This window comes from Streptomyces sp. NPDC051569, assembly GCF_044454085.1.
Lineage (GTDB): Bacteria > Actinomycetota > Actinomycetes > Streptomycetales > Streptomycetaceae > Streptomyces.
The window spans coordinates 59,678-75,807 of record NZ_JBITDJ010000003.1 but is presented as its reverse complement, the minus strand read 5'-3'; the positions used below and the strand labels follow the sequence as shown (position 1 = coordinate 75,807).

15 protein-coding genes are annotated in these 16,130 nt (G+C 70.1%); 10 read left to right on the top strand and 5 right to left on the bottom strand.

What is annotated here, in order from left to right; genetic code table 11:
* Nucleotides 1-361: 361 nt before the first annotated feature.
* A complete protein-coding gene (locus ACIBAE_RS06155; RefSeq protein ID WP_399282654.1) occupies nt 362-1,399 on the top strand; it encodes a hypothetical protein in 1,038 nt (345 codons plus the stop codon).
* Nucleotides 1,400-1,505: 106 nt separating this feature from the next.
* Here ACIBAE_RS06155 and ACIBAE_RS06150 read toward each other — a convergent pair whose 3' ends face one another.
* Nucleotides 1,506-1,685: a hypothetical protein gene (locus tag ACIBAE_RS06150; protein WP_399282653.1), complete on the bottom strand. Its 180-nt coding sequence runs from the start codon at nt 1,683-1,685 to the stop codon at nt 1,506-1,508.
* Between the two features lie 184 nt (nt 1,686-1,869).
* Here ACIBAE_RS06150 and ACIBAE_RS06145 point away from each other — a divergent pair, with 184 nt between their 5' ends.
* The 8 genes from ACIBAE_RS06145 (at nt 1,870) to ACIBAE_RS06110 (ending at nt 11,059) form a co-directional block, all read left to right on the top strand.
* Entirely contained in the window at nt 1,870-2,541 is a 672-nt protein-coding gene (locus ACIBAE_RS06145; protein WP_399282652.1) for a hypothetical protein, read from the top strand.
* A complete protein-coding gene (locus tag ACIBAE_RS06140; RefSeq protein ID WP_399282651.1) occupies nt 2,538-3,209 on the top strand; it encodes a hypothetical protein in 672 nt (223 codons plus the stop codon). The genes ACIBAE_RS06145 and ACIBAE_RS06140 overlap by 4 nt, the downstream gene beginning before the upstream one ends.
* A 222-nt stretch (nt 3,210-3,431) precedes the next feature.
* Nucleotides 3,432-3,632 (top strand): DUF4236 domain-containing protein, encoded by a 201-nt coding sequence (locus tag ACIBAE_RS06135; RefSeq protein ID WP_399282650.1) that lies wholly within the window; start codon nt 3,432-3,434, stop codon nt 3,630-3,632.
* 184 nt (nt 3,633-3,816) lie between these two features.
* The gene (locus ACIBAE_RS06130; protein ID WP_399282649.1) at nt 3,817-5,346 is read left to right on the top strand and encodes a helix-turn-helix domain-containing protein; all 1,530 of its coding nucleotides are present in this window, start codon (nt 3,817-3,819) and stop codon (nt 5,344-5,346) included.
* A 117-nt stretch (nt 5,347-5,463) separates the two neighbouring features.
* Complete coding sequence (locus ACIBAE_RS06125) at nt 5,464-5,898, top strand: hypothetical protein (protein ID WP_399282648.1); 435 nt, start codon at nt 5,464-5,466, stop codon at nt 5,896-5,898.
* Nucleotides 5,899-6,632: 734 nt separating this feature from the next.
* Nucleotides 6,633-7,301 (top strand): hypothetical protein, encoded by a 669-nt coding sequence (locus ACIBAE_RS06120; RefSeq protein WP_399282647.1) that lies wholly within the window; start codon nt 6,633-6,635, stop codon nt 7,299-7,301.
* A gap of 304 nt (nt 7,302-7,605) precedes the next feature.
* Nucleotides 7,606-9,204: a hypothetical protein gene (locus ACIBAE_RS06115; protein ID WP_399282646.1), complete on the top strand. Its 1,599-nt coding sequence runs from the start codon at nt 7,606-7,608 to the stop codon at nt 9,202-9,204.
* Between the two features lie 211 nt (nt 9,205-9,415).
* Nucleotides 9,416-11,059 carry a hypothetical protein gene (locus ACIBAE_RS06110; RefSeq protein ID WP_399282645.1) on the top strand — a complete coding sequence of 548 codons (1,644 nt, stop codon included), beginning with the start codon at nt 9,416-9,418 and terminating at the stop codon, nt 11,057-11,059.
* A gap of 29 nt (nt 11,060-11,088) precedes the next feature.
* On the opposite strand, the gene ACIBAE_RS06105 is transcribed toward ACIBAE_RS06110, so the two are convergent.
* From ACIBAE_RS06105 to ACIBAE_RS06090, 4 genes are all read right to left on the bottom strand, one after another.
* The gene (locus ACIBAE_RS06105; RefSeq protein WP_399282643.1) at nt 11,089-11,361 is read right to left on the bottom strand and encodes a hypothetical protein; all 273 of its coding nucleotides are present in this window, start codon (nt 11,359-11,361) and stop codon (nt 11,089-11,091) included.
* A 191-nt stretch (nt 11,362-11,552) separates the two neighbouring features.
* Nucleotides 11,553-12,383 carry an alpha/beta fold hydrolase gene (locus tag ACIBAE_RS06100; RefSeq protein ID WP_399282642.1) on the bottom strand — a complete coding sequence of 277 codons (831 nt, stop codon included), beginning with the start codon at nt 12,381-12,383 and terminating at the stop codon, nt 11,553-11,555.
* A 180-nt stretch (nt 12,384-12,563) separates the two neighbouring features.
* The gene (locus ACIBAE_RS06095; protein ID WP_399282641.1) at nt 12,564-12,962 is read right to left on the bottom strand and encodes a RidA family protein; all 399 of its coding nucleotides are present in this window, start codon (nt 12,960-12,962) and stop codon (nt 12,564-12,566) included.
* Nucleotides 12,959-14,260 (bottom strand): acyl-CoA dehydrogenase family protein, encoded by a 1,302-nt coding sequence (locus ACIBAE_RS06090; RefSeq protein ID WP_399282640.1) that lies wholly within the window; start codon nt 14,258-14,260, stop codon nt 12,959-12,961. The genes ACIBAE_RS06095 and ACIBAE_RS06090 overlap by 4 nt, the downstream gene beginning before the upstream one ends.
* Before the next feature lie 99 nt (nt 14,261-14,359).
* On the opposite strand from ACIBAE_RS06090, the gene ACIBAE_RS06085 reads away from it, so the two are divergent.
* The gene (locus ACIBAE_RS06085; protein WP_399282639.1) at nt 14,360-16,123 is read left to right on the top strand and encodes an AMP-binding protein; all 1,764 of its coding nucleotides are present in this window, start codon (nt 14,360-14,362) and stop codon (nt 16,121-16,123) included.
* The last annotated feature ends 7 nt before the right edge of the window (nt 16,124-16,130 follow it).

Here is a 16,130-nt window from a genome sequence, read left to right as displayed (position 1 = left end):
AAGGTAAGGCTTAGTTAGGTAGCCCTTACTGGCTGGCGGCTGCGGTACGCCTTCGCAGATATCTCGATGTCGAGATAACTCTAGTACATGAGCGCTGCCCGGTCATGTGCGGGCTCCGTGTCCCGTCTCAGTGAACCTGGGGCACTCTCCGTCATTCCGGGGCATCAGGGCCTACTTCTCAGTCCTTTTCGAGCAATTAGTGCCCTATCCCCATCATTCCGGGGCGCCGCTGGGTCAGCCTACTGAACCGGGCTGACCACCCCCGGGGCCCCGGGCTCACTTCATCGGGACGTGTCGCCCCCGCCGGCCGCGGCGAACCGGAACAATGACAATCTCGCACTCGTCACTGGGGGATTCGTCTGTGAAGGTCGGGCCGGCGCGTTCCGCAGGGGTCCAGTGGGTCGCCCGACATGCCCGGGCCGAGGCCGGCTTTCGGGGTGCGTACTTCAGCGGCTCGACCGTCGGGCTACCGGACGACGCGGAGCTGCCGCCCTCCTCCGACGTCGACATCGTCGTCGTCACCGCCCGTGACGACCCGCCGGCCAAGCCGGGAAAGCTCCTTCACCAGGGGGCCCTGCTGGAGGTCAGCTACCTGCCCTGGACCGAACTCGCCTCCACCGACGACGTCCTCGCCTCCTACCACCTGGCCGGAAGCTTCCGCCGCGACGCGATCATCAATGACCCCACCGGCCGACTGCGCGAGCTCCACGAACACATCGCGCCCCGTTTCACCTCCCGGCCCTGGGTCCGCCGCAGGTGCCAGGATGCCCGCCACCGGATCGAGACCCGCCTCGCCGCGATCGACACCTCGACGCCGTTCCACGAGCAGGTGAACGCCTGGCTCTTCCCCACCGGCGTGACCTGCCACGTGCTCCTTGTCGCCGCCCTGCGCAACCCGACCATCCGCTTGCGCTACAGGGCCGCACGCGATGTCCTCACCGAGTACGGTCACCTCGGCGACTATCCGGAAATGCTCGGCCATCTCGGCTGCTCACACATGTCGGCGCAACGCGTTCAGCACCATCTGCGCGAACTCGCCACGACGTTCGACACCACCGTCCGGGTCGCGAAGTCCCCGTTCTTCTTCAGCAGCGACATCACCCCCACCGCACGGCCGATCGCGATCGACGGGAGCCGGACCCTCATCGACTCCGGCGACCACCACGAGGCGGTCTTCTGGATCATCGCGACCTTCGCCCGCTGTCACACCATCCTGGCCACCGACGCCCCCCATCTGCACGAGGCCCGCGCCCCGGCCTTCCGGGCAGCCCTCGCCGACCTCGGCATCAGCTCCACTCGTGACCTTCTCCGCCGGGCCGACGAAGTCACCCGGTTTCTGCCCAGGCTCTGGGGGACCACCGAGGACATCCTGATCAGCAACCCCGACATCACCGAATAACGACAGCACCCAAGTGCCCTCAGGGTGGTTTCCTGTGGGCACTTGGGCAACGCGGCGAGGCGCCGTGCCAGGCGGTCCGGGCCGGCGGAGATCGGCCGGACAGGACCTAGGGGAACAGCGCGATCCCCACGGCCACCACCACGATGATGGCGAGAATGACGTAACTGCCGGTCCACACGCGGTGGTGCTCCGGCGCCGCACTCCCCGGGACACTGCCGCGGGGCCGGTCCTCCGGAAGTCGCGGGTTTGCCGGCCGGTCACGCATATAGAACTCGCTGTCGGCCATCAGAACCCCCTCGTTGAGGTCGGTGTGCCCTCCCTGATCAAGAGGACCGTCGGTTGATTCTCTTTATATTTACCCACAAATGGCGTAATCATGCACAAAATGGACTCTTGGCCGCCCCGAGGCAGCCCTGCGTTGAGCGGCCCTGGCAGCAGAAGGCTTCGTGACCACGTGCAAGCCTGCGGTCATGGACGCGTGGAACCCGGGAACCCTGGCCTGGACAGAGGTCGACCCTGATCGTCATGCCTTCGACATGAACGAAGCGGAGGCGGCACTCCTCCTTCCGCTCGTGGTAGCGCTGATTCCCCCGGCGGCGGCCATCCGCGGGCCGGGCTGGGATGCCATGGACCCGGTGACCCAGCTGCTGGTGGACCGATACGGACGCTGGGCCTGCGGTTGGAACTGGTCCGTGGGCGAGGGAGACGTCGACGGGGGCGTGATCGGCTCCTGGTGCTGCCCGCCCCATTCCGTGACCACGCCGGAGAATACGGCGTCGCTGGTCATCGAGGCGCTGGAGGAATGGCGCGCGTGGCTCGAAGATCTCTCGGAGCGGTTCGCCGCGCTGGCTCCGCCGGCCGCCGCCTCCGGGGACGAGGGCGACCCCTGGCCGTGGGCGAGGGCCTGCACCCGCCTGGTCACCGTGGTCGCCGACCGGTCGGAGGCCGAGAGCGGCTGGATGCGGCATTGCGCGCAGGTCCTGGAATGGTTCCTCGCCTCGCACGGCTTCGGCGAGTCGGAGGCCGACGCCATCGTCGGGACGGCGATCGGCGGCCGGTTCGACAGCTGGGTGACACCGGCCATCGACGTCGTCGACGCGGTGGCCGATCGCTTCGCCGCCGAGGTGGCGGGTCGGGGATGAACTCCGCCGTGCCGGCGGCGACGGAACCTGACGCGCTGGCCGAGTGGCGCCGGATTCGCGGCGAGATTCCCTGGCCTGACGATCAGGACGTCATCGGCCGCCCGGGACGCGGAACGCGGGACGGAGTGAGGGACGGAGTGAGGGACTTCTTCACGGCGACGCGCGGGCCGCGCGATCCTGCGGGCACCGCGCGCGTGCTCACCGCACTGACGCGGGTGCGTGCGGACGCCGCGAGCGGCCGCCCCCTCACCTTCTCCCTGCTGGCCGGCTGGCAGTGCGTCGTCCTCGGGGTGGAATCCGCCGGGTTCCGCCGCGGACCGGCCTACGCGAAGGGTGGTCGCGAGCGTTACGGAATGACACCGGATGTCCGGCCGGCCTTCGAGCGGTGCCTGGCGGAGAGTACGCGCCCCGGCCTTCGGACAGCCGCCCGTGCGGCACGCGCCTACCTCGACGTCCTCTTCTTCCACCCCTTCGACGACGGCAACGCGCCCGCGGCCATGCTCGCCCTGACTTTCGTCCTCGCCCGCGAGGACGTGCACCTGGGTCAGGCGCACGCTCTCGGGAGCACCCGGTGGGCCGACGACCCGGAAGGCGCCGCCGATCTGGCCCGTCTCCTCGGCGTGCTCATCGCGGCCATCCCCCGACACCACTCGGACCCATACCCCTGATGCGGGCACACATCGGCGTGGAGAGGGCGCACAAGGACACTCCTCGCCCTGCCGTTCGGTCATCTCTCGCCCGGCCGGAACCGTCGTGGGCGCCGACCGAGGGTCACGACGGACGGGAGCGACCGCGTATCGGGAACCCGTGACACCGCGTCATCCGGACTTCCCGGGCACACATGTACCGGCGCTGACGGGACACCCGTACTCCTGACAGAGGAGGCGCGAATGCCGATCACATTCCGTAAGAGTTTCCGGATCCTGCCGGGAGTGCGGCTCAACATCAACAAGCACTCCTGGTCCATCACCACCGGCGGCGGCAAGCACGGGCCGCGGCACACGTCCAGCAGCACCGGGCGGCGGACGACGTCCATGGATCTGCCGGGCCCCTTCGGGTGGCGCAAGACGACCAGGCGCGGCGGCCACTGAGCGGGGGGCGCCGGTCGTACGGGTGCGGGAGCCTACCCGTACGGCGTAGCAGCGGTGGCGCGGGGCCGGGAGCCCCGCCGAACATCGGGCCGTGGGTGGCCGTCCGGGGCGCGTGACGACACGCGTCACTCCGACAGCCCACCCCGGCCCGGTTGTTATCTCACATCTGAGATAACCTGCCTCCATGGCAGACGACTACCTCGTACGCATCGGCAAGCTGATCCGCGACGCCCGGCAGCACCGTGGTTGGACGCAGACCCAGTTGGCCGAGGCCCTGGCCACCAGTCAGAGCGCCGTGAACCGCATCGAGCGCGGCAACCAGAACATCAGCCTTGAGATGATCGCGCGCATCGGCGAGGCCCTCGACAGTGAGATCGTGTCGCTCGGCTACGCCGGACCCATGCACCTGCGGGTGGTCGGCGGACGCCGGCTCTCCGGTGCCATCGACGTCAAGACGAGCAAGAACGCGTGTGTGGCGCTGCTGTGCGGCTCACTGCTCAACAAAGGCCGTACGGTGCTGCGCCGGGTCGCGCGCATCGAGGAGGTGTTCCGCCTCCTGGAGGTGCTGAACTCCATCGGCGTGCGCACCCGTTGGATCAATGACGGTGTGGACCTGGAGATCGTGCCGCCCGCCGAGCTGGACATGGCGGCCATCGACGCGGACGCGGCCCGCCGTACGCGTTCCATCATCATGTTCCTCGGCCCGCTGCTGCACCGGATGGACACCTTCCGGCTGCCGTACGCGGGCGGCTGCGACCTCGGCACGCGGACCATCGAGCCGCACATGATCGCCCTGCGCCGCTTCGGCCTGGACATCGCGGCGACGGAGGGGCTCTACCACGCCCAGGTGGACCACTCGGTCGCGCCCACCCGCCCCATCGTGCTGACCGAACGCGGCGACACCGTCACGGAGAACGCGCTGCTGGCCGCCGCCCGCCATGACGGCACGACCGTGATCCGCAACGCCTCGTCCAACTACATGGTGCAGGACCTGTGCTTCTTCCTCGAAGCGCTGGGGGTACGGGTCGACGGCATCGGCACGACCACGCTGACCGTGCACGGCGTGCCGTCCATCGACGTGGATGTCGACTACTCCCCCTCCGAGGATCCGGTCGAGGCGATGAGCCTGATCGCCGCCGCCGTGGTCACCGAGTCCCAGCTGACGATCCGCCGGGTTCCGATCGAGTTCCTGGAGATCGAGCTGGCGGTACTGGAGGAGATGGGGCTCGACCACGACCGCAGCACCGAGTACGCCGCCGACAACGGGCGTACCCGGCTGGTGGACCTGACCGTACGGCCGTCCAAGCTGGAGGCGCCGATCGACAAGATCCACCCGATGCCGTTCCCCGGTCTGAACATCGACAACGTGCCGTTCTTCGCGGCGATCGCGGCCGTGGCCCAGGGCCAGACCCTGATCCATGACTGGGTCTACGACAACCGCGCGATCTATCTGACGGACCTCAACCGCCTGGGCGGCCGGCTCCAGCTCCTCGACCCGCACCGGGTCCTGGTCGACGGGCCGACCCGCTGGCGCGCGGCCGAGATGATGTGTCCGCCGGCGCTGCGTCCGGCGGTGGTCGTCCTGCTGGCGATGATGGCGGCGGAGGGCACGTCGGTCCTGCGCAACGTCTATGTCATCAACCGCGGTTACGAGGATCTGGCGGAGCGCCTCAACTCGGTGGGCGCGCAGATCGAGACCTTCCGGGACATCTGACGGGTGGGGTGTTGTGCCCCTTGGCGGCAAAGGGGCACAACACCTCAATGTGCCAGCTGACCTGCGGATACCTACCTTCAGGGCCCTCCACTGATCACTGTTGTCTTTCAGCACCTTGTGCAGTGGAAGACCCTGGACCGGTACTACGCCCTCAACCACTTCCCGTGGCGGGCAGACGGCTCGCTGCAGAAGGCCTTCCGGCTCGCGGTGCCGGCCGGGGCCGAGGACGCCTCCTATCTGGTGGTCCCGGGTGACGGCAGCCCGGACAGCGGCCAGGACCTCTATCTGCGCTTCCGCACCACCCCCGGAGGCCTTGAGGAGTTCCTGACCTCGCTGGGCGAGACCACCGGGCACCTGGCGGCCGGGGATGTCGTCCTGGGACAGGACGACATCGACTCCGTCGGGCTGTCCTGGAGGATCGGTTCCGGGGGGCGCTGGGCCGGCCTCTACGCGGGCATCCCCGAGCGGGGCGAGACCGTGGGAACCGCCTTGCCGACCGCCGACGAGAACGAGGTGGCCGCGCCTTTGGTCTACGCGCACGTGACCGTGTAGAGGGCATCCAGGCGTCGCTCTCAAGCCGCCGCCGCGATCAGCGCTCCGCACAGAGGACCCTGACGGCACGTCCGCTCCGCGACGACCTGCGCGACCGCTCACCCGCCTGTGGGGCCAGGTAGCCGCGGGTGTCCTCCACCGAAGCCTCAGTGGAGGACACAGCGGCGTCAGCGTGACTCAGCTGGTCCTTATGGTCTGACCTGGTCACGTCCGGAGATGGTGCTGGGACGTCTGGTGGTTCCTGGGCGCGGCCACGTTCGGCATCGCCAACTCACGGACCATGACGGGAAACGCCAGGTGGCCGAGAAGGATACGAAGAGCATGGCAGGGGAGCGCGCATTGCCGCTCCCGGGCCTTGTACGGGAAAGCGCTGAAGACATCCGCGCCACGCAGGCGGTAGAACGTCCGGCGAAGGGCACGAGGGCGGCGGGTACGTGTTCGTGGACGACCTCGGGGCCGCACTGATCGGACCGCACCTACGGGGTTCCCAGAATCACCGCCGAGCTCCGCGAGGCCAAGAATCCGCGCACATACCGACGCCACAGGGAGCGGGTTCACCTACAAGTCGATGGAGGGGCCGGCCCGGATCCGGCGTGGGAACGCGTACACGCCCCCCGTCCGGCCCTTCCGCGAGAAGCGTCCTTCGTGAATTCAGCACCCTTGCGACCAATCCCGATCGCATTCCGCTCCGAACAACAGACCGGAGTGAGAACGAAAGACCGACGGGGAGGGTCATGAGTACAGCGGTACAGCACGTCGAACGGGACTCGGCAGCTTCGGGCCGACCGGTGTTCGTGGACGCCAGCGGTCGGCGGAACAGGAGATTCCGCCGGGTCGGGTGGACCGTGGCCGCCGCCTGTTCCTGCTACGCCTTCTCTCTCGGGGGGCTGCTGATCGGCGGGGATTCCGGCGCGCCCTGGCTGCCGATACCGGCGTTCGCGGCGGAGGCCAAGGCGCGGGCCGTACCGGCACCGCCGATTCCCGCCGTCCGTGATTCCGTGGCGGCGCCCCAGGAGCCGGTGGCTCAGGAGGAATCACCCACAGGGAGCCCGGCCCGGGCGGCCGCCCTGGGATCGGGGGCCGTCGCCACCGGGCGTCCGTGGACCACCGAGCCGGGCACGCCGGCTCCCGTACAGGGTCGCGAAGCGGCGCACAGCCCTGCGGGCACGACCGGCCCGCGACCGGGGGCGGCGGCGCCGGTGACGGCTGAACCGGCCAAGGAAGAACCGGCAGTCGATGAACCGGTGACAGCTGAACCGGTCAAGAACGAACCGGTGGACGAACCGGCGAAAAACGGCCCGCGGGACGGCTCGGACGGGGCGACCGGCGCCCCCGCCCCGACGCGTCCCGGTCACCCGCTCGGCGACCTGCTCGGCGGTGTTCTCGGGAGCCTGCTGGGCTGACGACGACGACCGGGGGCCCACCTCCTCGCGGCGCTCTCCAGGTGTCCGCCCGACGACCCCTCTCCGCCCCCTTCCCACCGCCCTTTCCAGCGCGTTTACCCTGCGTACAGCCGGTGTACCGCCCCGCCTCACACGAGGACGGGGCGGTCCGTCTGTTGGGCCCGGCAGTGGGTCCGAGGGCCCTGCTTGTGGGCCCTGAGCCCTGCTTAGGCTGCGTCCCGCTCGGGGGAAAAGTCGTGGTCTGGTCGAGGAGTTCATGGTGAAGGGCGCCTACCGGTTTTGGCGTGTCAACGGAACGCGCGGGGTGGCCGGCACCGAGTACGTGGCGATGATCGGGGTCGTCGCTCTGATCGCGGCGGCCATCGTGACCGTGTCCGTACCGGAGCAGGAGATGCGCGGTCTGCAATCGGCAGTCTGCCGGGTGCTGCATCCGGTCGAAGGCGGGACATCCTGTGCCACCGAGGAGGAAGCGGGCGGTGGCGAGGGCGGGGAGGGCGGTGGCGACGGCGGCGGCGGCGGTGAACCCGTCGACCCCGCCAACGACCCGTTCCAGCCCGCCAAGTGCCTGCTGGCCGAGGACCAGACCAAGGACACCGTTGTGATCCAGATCCTCTTCATCAACATCTCGCACGAGGAACAGGTCAAGGTCCAGCAGTGGTCCGACGGCACGGTGACCCTGGAACGCGTGTCCACCACCGCGGGCGGCGTCAAGATGGAGATCTCGGCGGGCATTCCCGGGCTGAAGGACTGGGGCGGCAGCGCCAAGCTGAGCGGCAGCTGGATGCGCGGTAGCGGCAGCGGGGGGCAGTGGCTGTTCAACGGGAACAAGAGCGACAACCCGCAGGCCGACCTGGAGGCCAATCTCGCGGACGCCAAGAAGTTCACCGAGTACCTCAAGGCGCAGGAGAAGTGCAACAACAGGCCGGCCGGCCCCCGCGCCTCCGAGATGGGACTGATCTGCGGCTACTGGGCCAACAAGGAGAAGCCGGACATCCCGCCGGAGGAAGCACCGGACGTCGACATCACCAAGACCACCACCGAGATATCCGGCGCGGTGAGCTTCGGCGGAAAGGTCCGCAAGGACGGTCCCATCGGGACCGGCACATCCGCCAAGGACCTCGGCAAGGGCTCCCTCGAAGCGCTCAGCGGCAAGATGAGCAAGGAGGTCGTCGTGATGCGGATCAACGACGGCCCGGACGCCGGAAAGATCACCTTCATCTACACCTTCGAGATGAAGGGCACCGCCGGCGCGGGCGGGCAGGCCACGGGCAGCCGCATGCAGCAGGTGGCCGTCACCTATGACGCCGCCGCCTACGACCAGGAGGACAAGGACGGCCTCCCCCACCACCCGCAGAAGCTGAAGATCACGTCCAGTCAGGAGTCCGGCGGGGGCGGCGGCGTCAAGGGCAGCGCCGGCGCGAACGCCGGACCGGTCACCATCGACATCGGCGGCGGTGGCGGCGAGTACGAATCGACGCTCCACACCGAGGTCGCCGAGGTCAAGCTCGACAACGACACGGACAGCGCGACCGTCGAGGACTGGCTGCGCGGGAACGGTGAATTCCCAGCCGACGGGGACCTCCCCTCGCCGTCGTCCGCGGCCGAGCCGCTCGGCCCGGACGCGACGGACATCGACCGGCTGCTGCACGAGAAGGCCCAGCTCCAGCGCCTTGAGTACAAGGTGAACACCGACTGGTGGAACGCCTCCCTCGGCATCGGCTTCGGCGTCTCCGTGGGCCAGTTCAGCCTCGGCTTCAAGCTCTTCAACATCGAGGTGAACCACGAGCACAAGTCGCAGGTCATCACGGGCGATCCGACCTACGCCACCGGTCCGCTGAGCGGCGGAGCCCGCCCGTGGGTGGAGTTCACCAACTGCACCAAGACCACGCCCATCACCACCTGACCGGCACCCGGCCATCGAGCCGCCGCACTGTCGGCCGTACTCCCGCATCACGGCGCACCGCGCCCGGGGGTACGGCCGACAGTCGTTTTTGTGCGGGTTACGTGATCGCTTGGGCCCTCAAACGGGCCCGGGGGCCCTGCTGTTGGGCCCCGGAACACTCCTAGGCTGCGCCCTCCCGGGTGAACGGGAAGTGGCGAGGAGTGATCATCTGATGAACACCAAGTGGCGCCGTCGGCGACGCGGCCATGCCAGCAGCGGGGTGGCCGGCACCGAGTACGTGGCGATGGTGGGGGTCATCGCTCTGATCGCCGCCGCGATCGTGACGGTGTCCGTACCGGAGCAGGAGATGCGGGGCCTGCAGTCGGCGGTGTGCCGGGTGCTGCATCCGGTGGCGGGTGACACGGCCTGCGCGACCGACGACGAAGCGGGCGACGGCGGAGACGGCGGAGACGGCGGCGGTGGTGGCGGTGGCGACGGCGACGAACCCGTCGACCCCGCCAACGACCCGTTCCAGCCCGCCAAGTGCCTGCTCTCCGAGGACCAGACCAAGGACACCGTTGTGATCCAGATCCTCTTCATCAAGATCTCCCACAGCGAATCGGTCAAGATCTCGCAGTGGTCCGACGGCACCGTCACCCTGGAACGCGTCACCAGCACCTCGGGCGGCGTCACGATGAGCATCTCGGCGGGCATCCCCGGCCTCAAGGACTGGGGCGGCAGCGCCTCCCTGGGCGGCAGTTACATGCGTGGCAGCGGCAGCGGCGGAGTCTGGATGTTCAACGGCAACAAGAGCGACAACGCGCAGGCCGACCTTGAGGCCAACCTCGCCGACGCCAAGAAATTCACCGAGTACCTCAAGGCGCAGGACAAGTGCAACAGCAGGCCGGCCGGCCCCCGCGCCTCCGAGATGGGACTGATCTGCGGCTACTGGGCCAACAAGGAGAAGCCGGACATCCCGCCGGAGGAAGCACCGGACATCGACATCACCAAGACCAGTACGGACATCTCCGGTTCGGTGAGCTTCGGCAAGACGTTCGGCAAGAACATCGGCTCCAAGGACGCCAAGGCGATGGGCTCGGGCTCCCTGGAAGGTCTCAACGGCAGCATGGCCAAGGAGATCACGGTCCTGCGCACGAAGACCGGTCCCGACGCCGGGAAGGTCACCTTCGTCTACACCTTCGAGATGAAGGGCACGGCCGGGGCCGGCGGGCAGGCGACGGGGACCAAGATGCAGCAGGTCGCCGTCACCTACGACGCGGCCGCCTACGACCAGGAGGACAAGGACGGCGCCCCTCACCACCCGGAGAAGCTGAAGATAGTGACGAGCGAGGAGGCCGGCGAGGGTGCGGGCATCTCGCTCGGCGCCGGGGCGAACGCCGGACCGGTCACGATCGACATCGGCGGTGGCGGCGGGGAGATGGAATCGACGCTCCACACCGAGATAGCCGAGGCGGTCCTCGGCAGCGACGAGGAGAGCAAACTCGTCGAGGACTGGCTGCGCGGGAACGGTGACTTCCCCGCCGAGGGCCAGCTCCCCTCACCGTCCTCCGCGGCCGAACCGCTCGGCGACGACGCCACCGCCATCGACCGGCTGCTGCACGACAAGGCCCAGCTCCAGCGCCTCGACTACAAGGTCAACACGGACTGGTGGAACGCCTCGCTCGGCATCGGCTTCGGAGTCTCCGCCGGGCAGTTCGAACTCGGCTTCAAGCTCTTCGGCATCGACATCACCCACGAGCACCGGGAGCAGACCATCACCGGCAACCCGACCTACGCGAGCGGTCCGCGCAGTGGCGGAGCCCGCCCGTGGGTGGAATTCACCAACTGCACCAAGACCACGCCCATCCCCGCCTGACGCCGGCCGGTCCGGCCGTACCCCGCGGGTCAGTGGCGTGCCACGCCCGCCGGTGTACGGTCACCGGCGGCGCGTGGCACTCCGGCACCGCCGTGCTCGCGGGCCCGGCGCTCCTTGCGGTCCTGGCGGCGCCGTACGACCACCAGCAGCACGCAGAACGCGGTCCACAGCACGCTCTGGACCAGCCACTGGGCCACCGGGAGGCCGGGGCGGATCAGTTCGGTCGCTCCGGCGAGCAGCAGGAAGATGAGCAGCGCCTGGGCCGGCACACTCCGGTCGAGCCATTTCTTCAAGCCGTGCATGGTGTCGAACTCCCTTCGACAGCGGGCCTGTTGTCTCCCTTCGGATACCCCGGGGCCGATCGGGTATGGCCGGACATCGCCGCCGAAGACGTGGATGTACGGATGAACGGGGCATCGCCGCAGGCAGCGGCTTTGCCCCGGCGGCAGTCACGGGGCTCTCAGCCGCCCGTCAGACGGTTCTCAGGCGGTCGTCAGGTGGCCCGGATGAATTCCCTCAGGGCCCAGGAGAGTTGCTCCGGCTGGTCCTCGGCGATCAGCGTGCGGCTGTCCTCGATCTCCAGCAGCCTTCCCCGCGGCAGCAGTTCGGCCAGTCGCCGCCCGTGCTCGCGCGGCATCATCAGATCCTCCGTCGCCCACACCACCAACGCCGGTTTGTCGAACCTCCGCATCCCGGGCACCGCTTCGAGCAGTTCCGTCTTCCGTACGCCGAGGTTGTAGCGGCGGAAGTCACGCCTGATCGCCTTGTCGGTGAGCAGCGGGCGCAGCCACCCGTCGACGATCCGGTCGGGTACGGGCCGCTTGGTGAGGGCGCCGATGCCGACCGGGAGCCGGCGCAGCGGCTTGAGCGCGAGCGACCGGGAGAGCAGGGAGATGGCGCCCGGCACCTTGGCGGCGAGCTGGATCAGCTTTCCGGGCAGGCCGGGCGGGTAGTTGTCGAAGGCTTCGCAGGAGATGAGGACGAGCCGGGCCAGCCGTTCGGGGTGGCGGCCCACCACCGTCTGGGCCCGGCCGCAGTCGCTCTCGACGAGAGTCACCTCCCGCAGATCGAGCCGGTCGAGGAGCTCCACGATGAGATCGGTGACCGCGTCGGGATCGAGGCGGACCTCGGGGCGCATGGGCGTCCGGTGTGATCCGTACGGCAGGTTCGGCGCGATGCAGCGGTGGTCCCTGCCCAGGTCGGCGACGACCTTGCGCCAGACGGTCGCGTCGTGGACCAGCCCGTGCAGCAGGACGACGACGGGTCCGGCGCCCCCGGTGTCCTGGTAGTCGATGGTCCCCGCGGTCAGGTCGATCTCCGGCATGACAGCTCCTCAGGTCATGGCGAGGTTAAGGGTTGTCCCGTCCTCCCCGGTGGATCAGCGCGCTCCGTACGCCCGCCAGGTACGACGGGACGGCCCTGAGCCCTCCGCGACCCGCTGTTCCGCCGACCGGGCCGGACCCGGCCGGGCTTCCCGGGCGACGGGCGCGGCGCGGCGCGGCGCTCAGGGCAGTACGGCGATCCCGTCGAGTTCGACCAGGGCCTGTTCGTCCCAGAGCCTGACGACCCCGATCACGGCCATGGCGGGGTAGTCCCGGCCCGCCAGCCGTCGCCAGACACGGCCGATTTCACCGGCGTGGGCACGGTAGGCGGCGACATCGGTGGCGTAGACCGTCACCCGGGCGAGGTCGCCGGGGGCGCCGCCGGCCGCCGCGAGGGCGGTCAGGAGATTGCCGAGCGCGGTCTCGAACTGCTCGGGAAGGGTCACGCCGACGACCTCGCCGTCCCGGTCGAGCGCGGTCTGTCCGGCCAGCAGGACCAGCCGGCCGCCGGCCGCGGTGACGGCGTGCGAGAAGCCGGTGGCCGGGGAGAGTCCGGCCGGATTGATCCGCTCCAGGCTCATGCGTACAGCTCCTTGGCGATGATCGTGCGCTGGACCTCGGTGGCGCCCTCGTAGATCCGGGGCGCGCGGACCTCGCGGTAGAGGTGCTCCAGCAGATGGCCGCGCTGGAGGGCGCGCGCTCCGTGCAGTTGGACGGCCGCGTCGACGACGTACTGCGCGGTCTCGGTGGCGAAAAGCTTCGCCATGGCGGAGCGGCGCGGCACGTCCGCCCCGCCCGCGTCGTACGCCGAGGCGGCCGCGTACACCAGCAGCCGGGCCGCCTCGGTGCGGGTCGCCATCTCCGCGACCTGGTGCGCGACCGACTGGAGGTCCTTGAGGGGGCCGCCGAACGCGGTGCGGCCCGCCGTGTGCGCCAGGGTCGCGTCCAGCGCGGCCCGCGCCATGCCGACGGCGAAGGCGCCGACGCTGGGACGGAAGAGATTCAGGGTGTTCATGGCGACGCGGAACCCGCCACCCACCTCGCCGAGAACGTCGTCCCTGGTCACCGGTACGCCGTCGAAGACGAGGGAGCCGATGGGGTGCGGCGAGAGCATCTCGATCGGGGAGCCGGTCAGTCCCGGGCGGTCGGCGGGGACGAGGAAAGCGGTGATCCCACGGGGCCCCGCGTCCTCACCCGTGCGGGCGAAGACGGTGTAGAAGTCGGCCTCGGGGGCGTTGGAGATCCAGCGCTTCTCGCCGCTCAGTCGCCAGCCGTCGGCGCCACCGCCGCTGCCACCGTCGGCGCCGCTGCCGCTGCCACCGCCGCTGCCGCTGCCACCGCCGCTGCCGCTGCCACCGCCGCTGCCGCTGCCACCGCCGCTGCCGCTGCCACCGCCGCTGCCGCTGCCACCGCCGCTGCTGCTGCCACCGCTGCTGCTGCCACCGGTGCCGCGACCGGCGCTGTCGCCGCCGTACGGTACGGCCCGCAGGGCGAGCGCCGCCGCGTCCGATCCGGCGCCCGGCTCGCTCAGCGCGAAGGCGGCCACGGCACGCCCCGCGCTCACCTCCGGCAGCCAGCGCCCGCGCTGCCGTGCCGTGCCGGCCTGGACGACGGGGCAGGCACCCAGGCCCTGGAGCGCGAGCGCGGTCTCGGCCTCCGTACAGCCATGGGCGAGGGATTCGCGCAGCAGGCACAGATCCAGCGCGCCTGATCCGAACAGCCGCTTCAGCAGGCCGAGTTCCCCGAGGGCGGCGATCAGGGGGCGGTTCAGCCGGCCGGGCTCGCCCTTCTCGGCGATCGGACGCAGTTGCCGTAGGGCGAGGGAGCGCAGCTCGGCGCACCAGTCGGTCTGTACCGGATCGAGCGAGAATACGGGCATCCGAGCCCCCACTTCCAGCGCGTCTATCGCGGACCGTTGACTGTCGTCATCTTCACGATACGCTCGATGGGCGACGCCACCACGACAGGGGGGCGAACCATGGAGCTGACACCCTCGGCCCACAGAGACACCTTTCCGCGCGACCATCTCCCGCCCGGTGAGCAGTGGCCGCGACTCCTGCTCGAACCACCGGACTCACCTGCCTCACCCGCCTCGCCCGGCTCACCCGCCCCGTCCGTCCCGCCCGGTCCCCGCTATCCCGGCCGCCTCAACTGCGCGGCGGAGCTGCTGGACCGTACGGTCGAGCGGTTCGGCGCCGGCCGGCCCGCCTTCCGTACCCCGGCGGGAGAGGTCTGGACGTACGGGGACCTTCGCGCGCGCGTCGACCGGATCGCGCATGTCCTCACCTCCGGCCTCGGCGTGGTGCCGGGGAACCGGGTGCTGCTGCGGGGACCCACCACCCCGTGGCTCGTGGCCTGCTGGCTGGCGGTGCTCAAGGCGGGCGGCGTGGCCGTGACGGTTCTCGCCCAGCAGCGCTCACAGGAACTGGCCACGATGTGCGCGATCGCGCGGGTCGGCCACGCCCTGTGCGACATCCGCTCGGTGGACGATCTCGTCAGGGCCGAGGTGCCCGGGCTGCGGATCACGACGTACGGCGGGGACGGCCCCGACGATCTGCTGCGGCTCACGGAGGGCGGACCGGAGTCGTACGCGCCGGTCGACACGGCGGCGGACGATGTGGCGCTGATCGCCTTCACCTCGGGGACCACGGGCCGGCCCAAGGGGTGCATGCACTTCCACCGCGATGTGCTGGCCGTGGCCGACACGTTCTCGCGCGAGGTGCTGCGCCCCGAGCCGGGCGACCTCTTCACGGGCAGCCCGCCGCTCGGCTTCACCTTCGGCCTCGGCGGACTGGTGATCTTCCCGATGCGGGCGGGGGCGTCCGCGCTCCTGCTCGAACAGGCCGACCCCAAGCGGCTGTTGGTCGCGATAACGGAGCACCGTGTGTCGGTCCTGTTCACGGCGCCGACCGCCTATCGGGTGATGCTGGAGGAGCTGACCGGGGCGGACGGACGGGCCGAGCCCGCCCCGTACGACCTCGCCTCCCTGCGGCGCTGTGTCTCGGCGGGCGAGAATCTCCCCGCCGCCACCTGGCACGCCTGGCAGCGGCGGACCGGGCTGCGCATCATCAACGGCATCGGTGCGACCGAGCTGCTGCACATCTTCCTCTCCGCCTCCGACGACGCGATCAGGCCGGGAACGACCGGGGTCCCGGTGCCGGGATGGCAGGCGCGCGTGGTGGACCGTTCGGGCACGCCGGTGCCGGACGGGGAACCCGGACTGCTGGCGGTGCGCGGCCCGGTCGGCTGCCGGTATCTGGCGGATCCGCGCCAGCGGGAGTACGTGCGGGACGGCTGGAATCTGACCGGCGACACCTATGTACGGGAGCCGGACGGCTACTTCCGCTATGTCGCACGGGCGGACGACATGATCATCTCGGCCGGTTACAACATCCCGGGCCCCCAGGTCGAGGAGGTCCTCGGGGCTCATCCCGATGTGGCGGAGGCGGCGGTGGTCGGCCGTCCCGACGAGCTGCGCGGCCAGATCGTCGCCGCGTACGTCGTCCTGCGGGACGGGGTCGAGCGCGGCGAGGAGACGGCGCGGGCGCTGCGGGACTTCGTCAGGACGCGGCTGGTGCCGTACAAGTGCCCGCGCGCGATCGTGTTCCTGGACACCCTGCCCCGCACCCCGACGGGCAAGCTCCAGCGCTACCGGCTGCGCGAACCGGGCCCGGCCCGGGGGGAGTGGGGCCCGGCTTGGAGGGATCCGGAGACGGTCCGGAGGGACCCGGACACGGCCTAGAGTGATC

What these genes read in the sequence shown, in the direction of transcription:
- ACIBAE_RS06150 (WP_399282653.1), bottom strand. Translation starts at nt 1,685, where the DNA reads ATGGCCGACAGCGAGTTCTATATGCGTGACCGGCCGGCAAACCCGCGA.
- ACIBAE_RS06145 (WP_399282652.1), top strand. Translation starts at nt 1,870, where the DNA reads ATGGACGCGTGGAACCCGGGAACCCTGGCCTGGACAGAGGTCGACCCT.
- ACIBAE_RS06140 (WP_399282651.1), top strand. Translation starts at nt 2,538, where the DNA reads ATGAACTCCGCCGTGCCGGCGGCGACGGAACCTGACGCGCTGGCCGAG.
- ACIBAE_RS06135 (WP_399282650.1), top strand. Translation starts at nt 3,432, where the DNA reads ATGCCGATCACATTCCGTAAGAGTTTCCGGATCCTGCCGGGAGTGCGG.
- ACIBAE_RS06130 (WP_399282649.1), top strand. Translation starts at nt 3,817, where the DNA reads ATGGCAGACGACTACCTCGTACGCATCGGCAAGCTGATCCGCGACGCC.
- ACIBAE_RS06120 (WP_399282647.1), top strand. Translation starts at nt 6,633, where the DNA reads ATGAGTACAGCGGTACAGCACGTCGAACGGGACTCGGCAGCTTCGGGC.
- ACIBAE_RS06110 (WP_399282645.1), top strand. Translation starts at nt 9,416, where the DNA reads ATGAACACCAAGTGGCGCCGTCGGCGACGCGGCCATGCCAGCAGCGGG.
- ACIBAE_RS06105 (WP_399282643.1), bottom strand. Translation starts at nt 11,361, where the DNA reads ATGCACGGCTTGAAGAAATGGCTCGACCGGAGTGTGCCGGCCCAGGCG.
- ACIBAE_RS06100 (WP_399282642.1), bottom strand. Translation starts at nt 12,383, where the DNA reads ATGCCGGAGATCGACCTGACCGCGGGGACCATCGACTACCAGGACACC.
- ACIBAE_RS06095 (WP_399282641.1), bottom strand. Translation starts at nt 12,962, where the DNA reads ATGAGCCTGGAGCGGATCAATCCGGCCGGACTCTCCCCGGCCACCGGC.
- ACIBAE_RS06090 (WP_399282640.1), bottom strand. Translation starts at nt 14,260, where the DNA reads ATGCCCGTATTCTCGCTCGATCCGGTACAGACCGACTGGTGCGCCGAG.
- ACIBAE_RS06085 (WP_399282639.1), top strand. Translation starts at nt 14,360, where the DNA reads ATGGAGCTGACACCCTCGGCCCACAGAGACACCTTTCCGCGCGACCAT.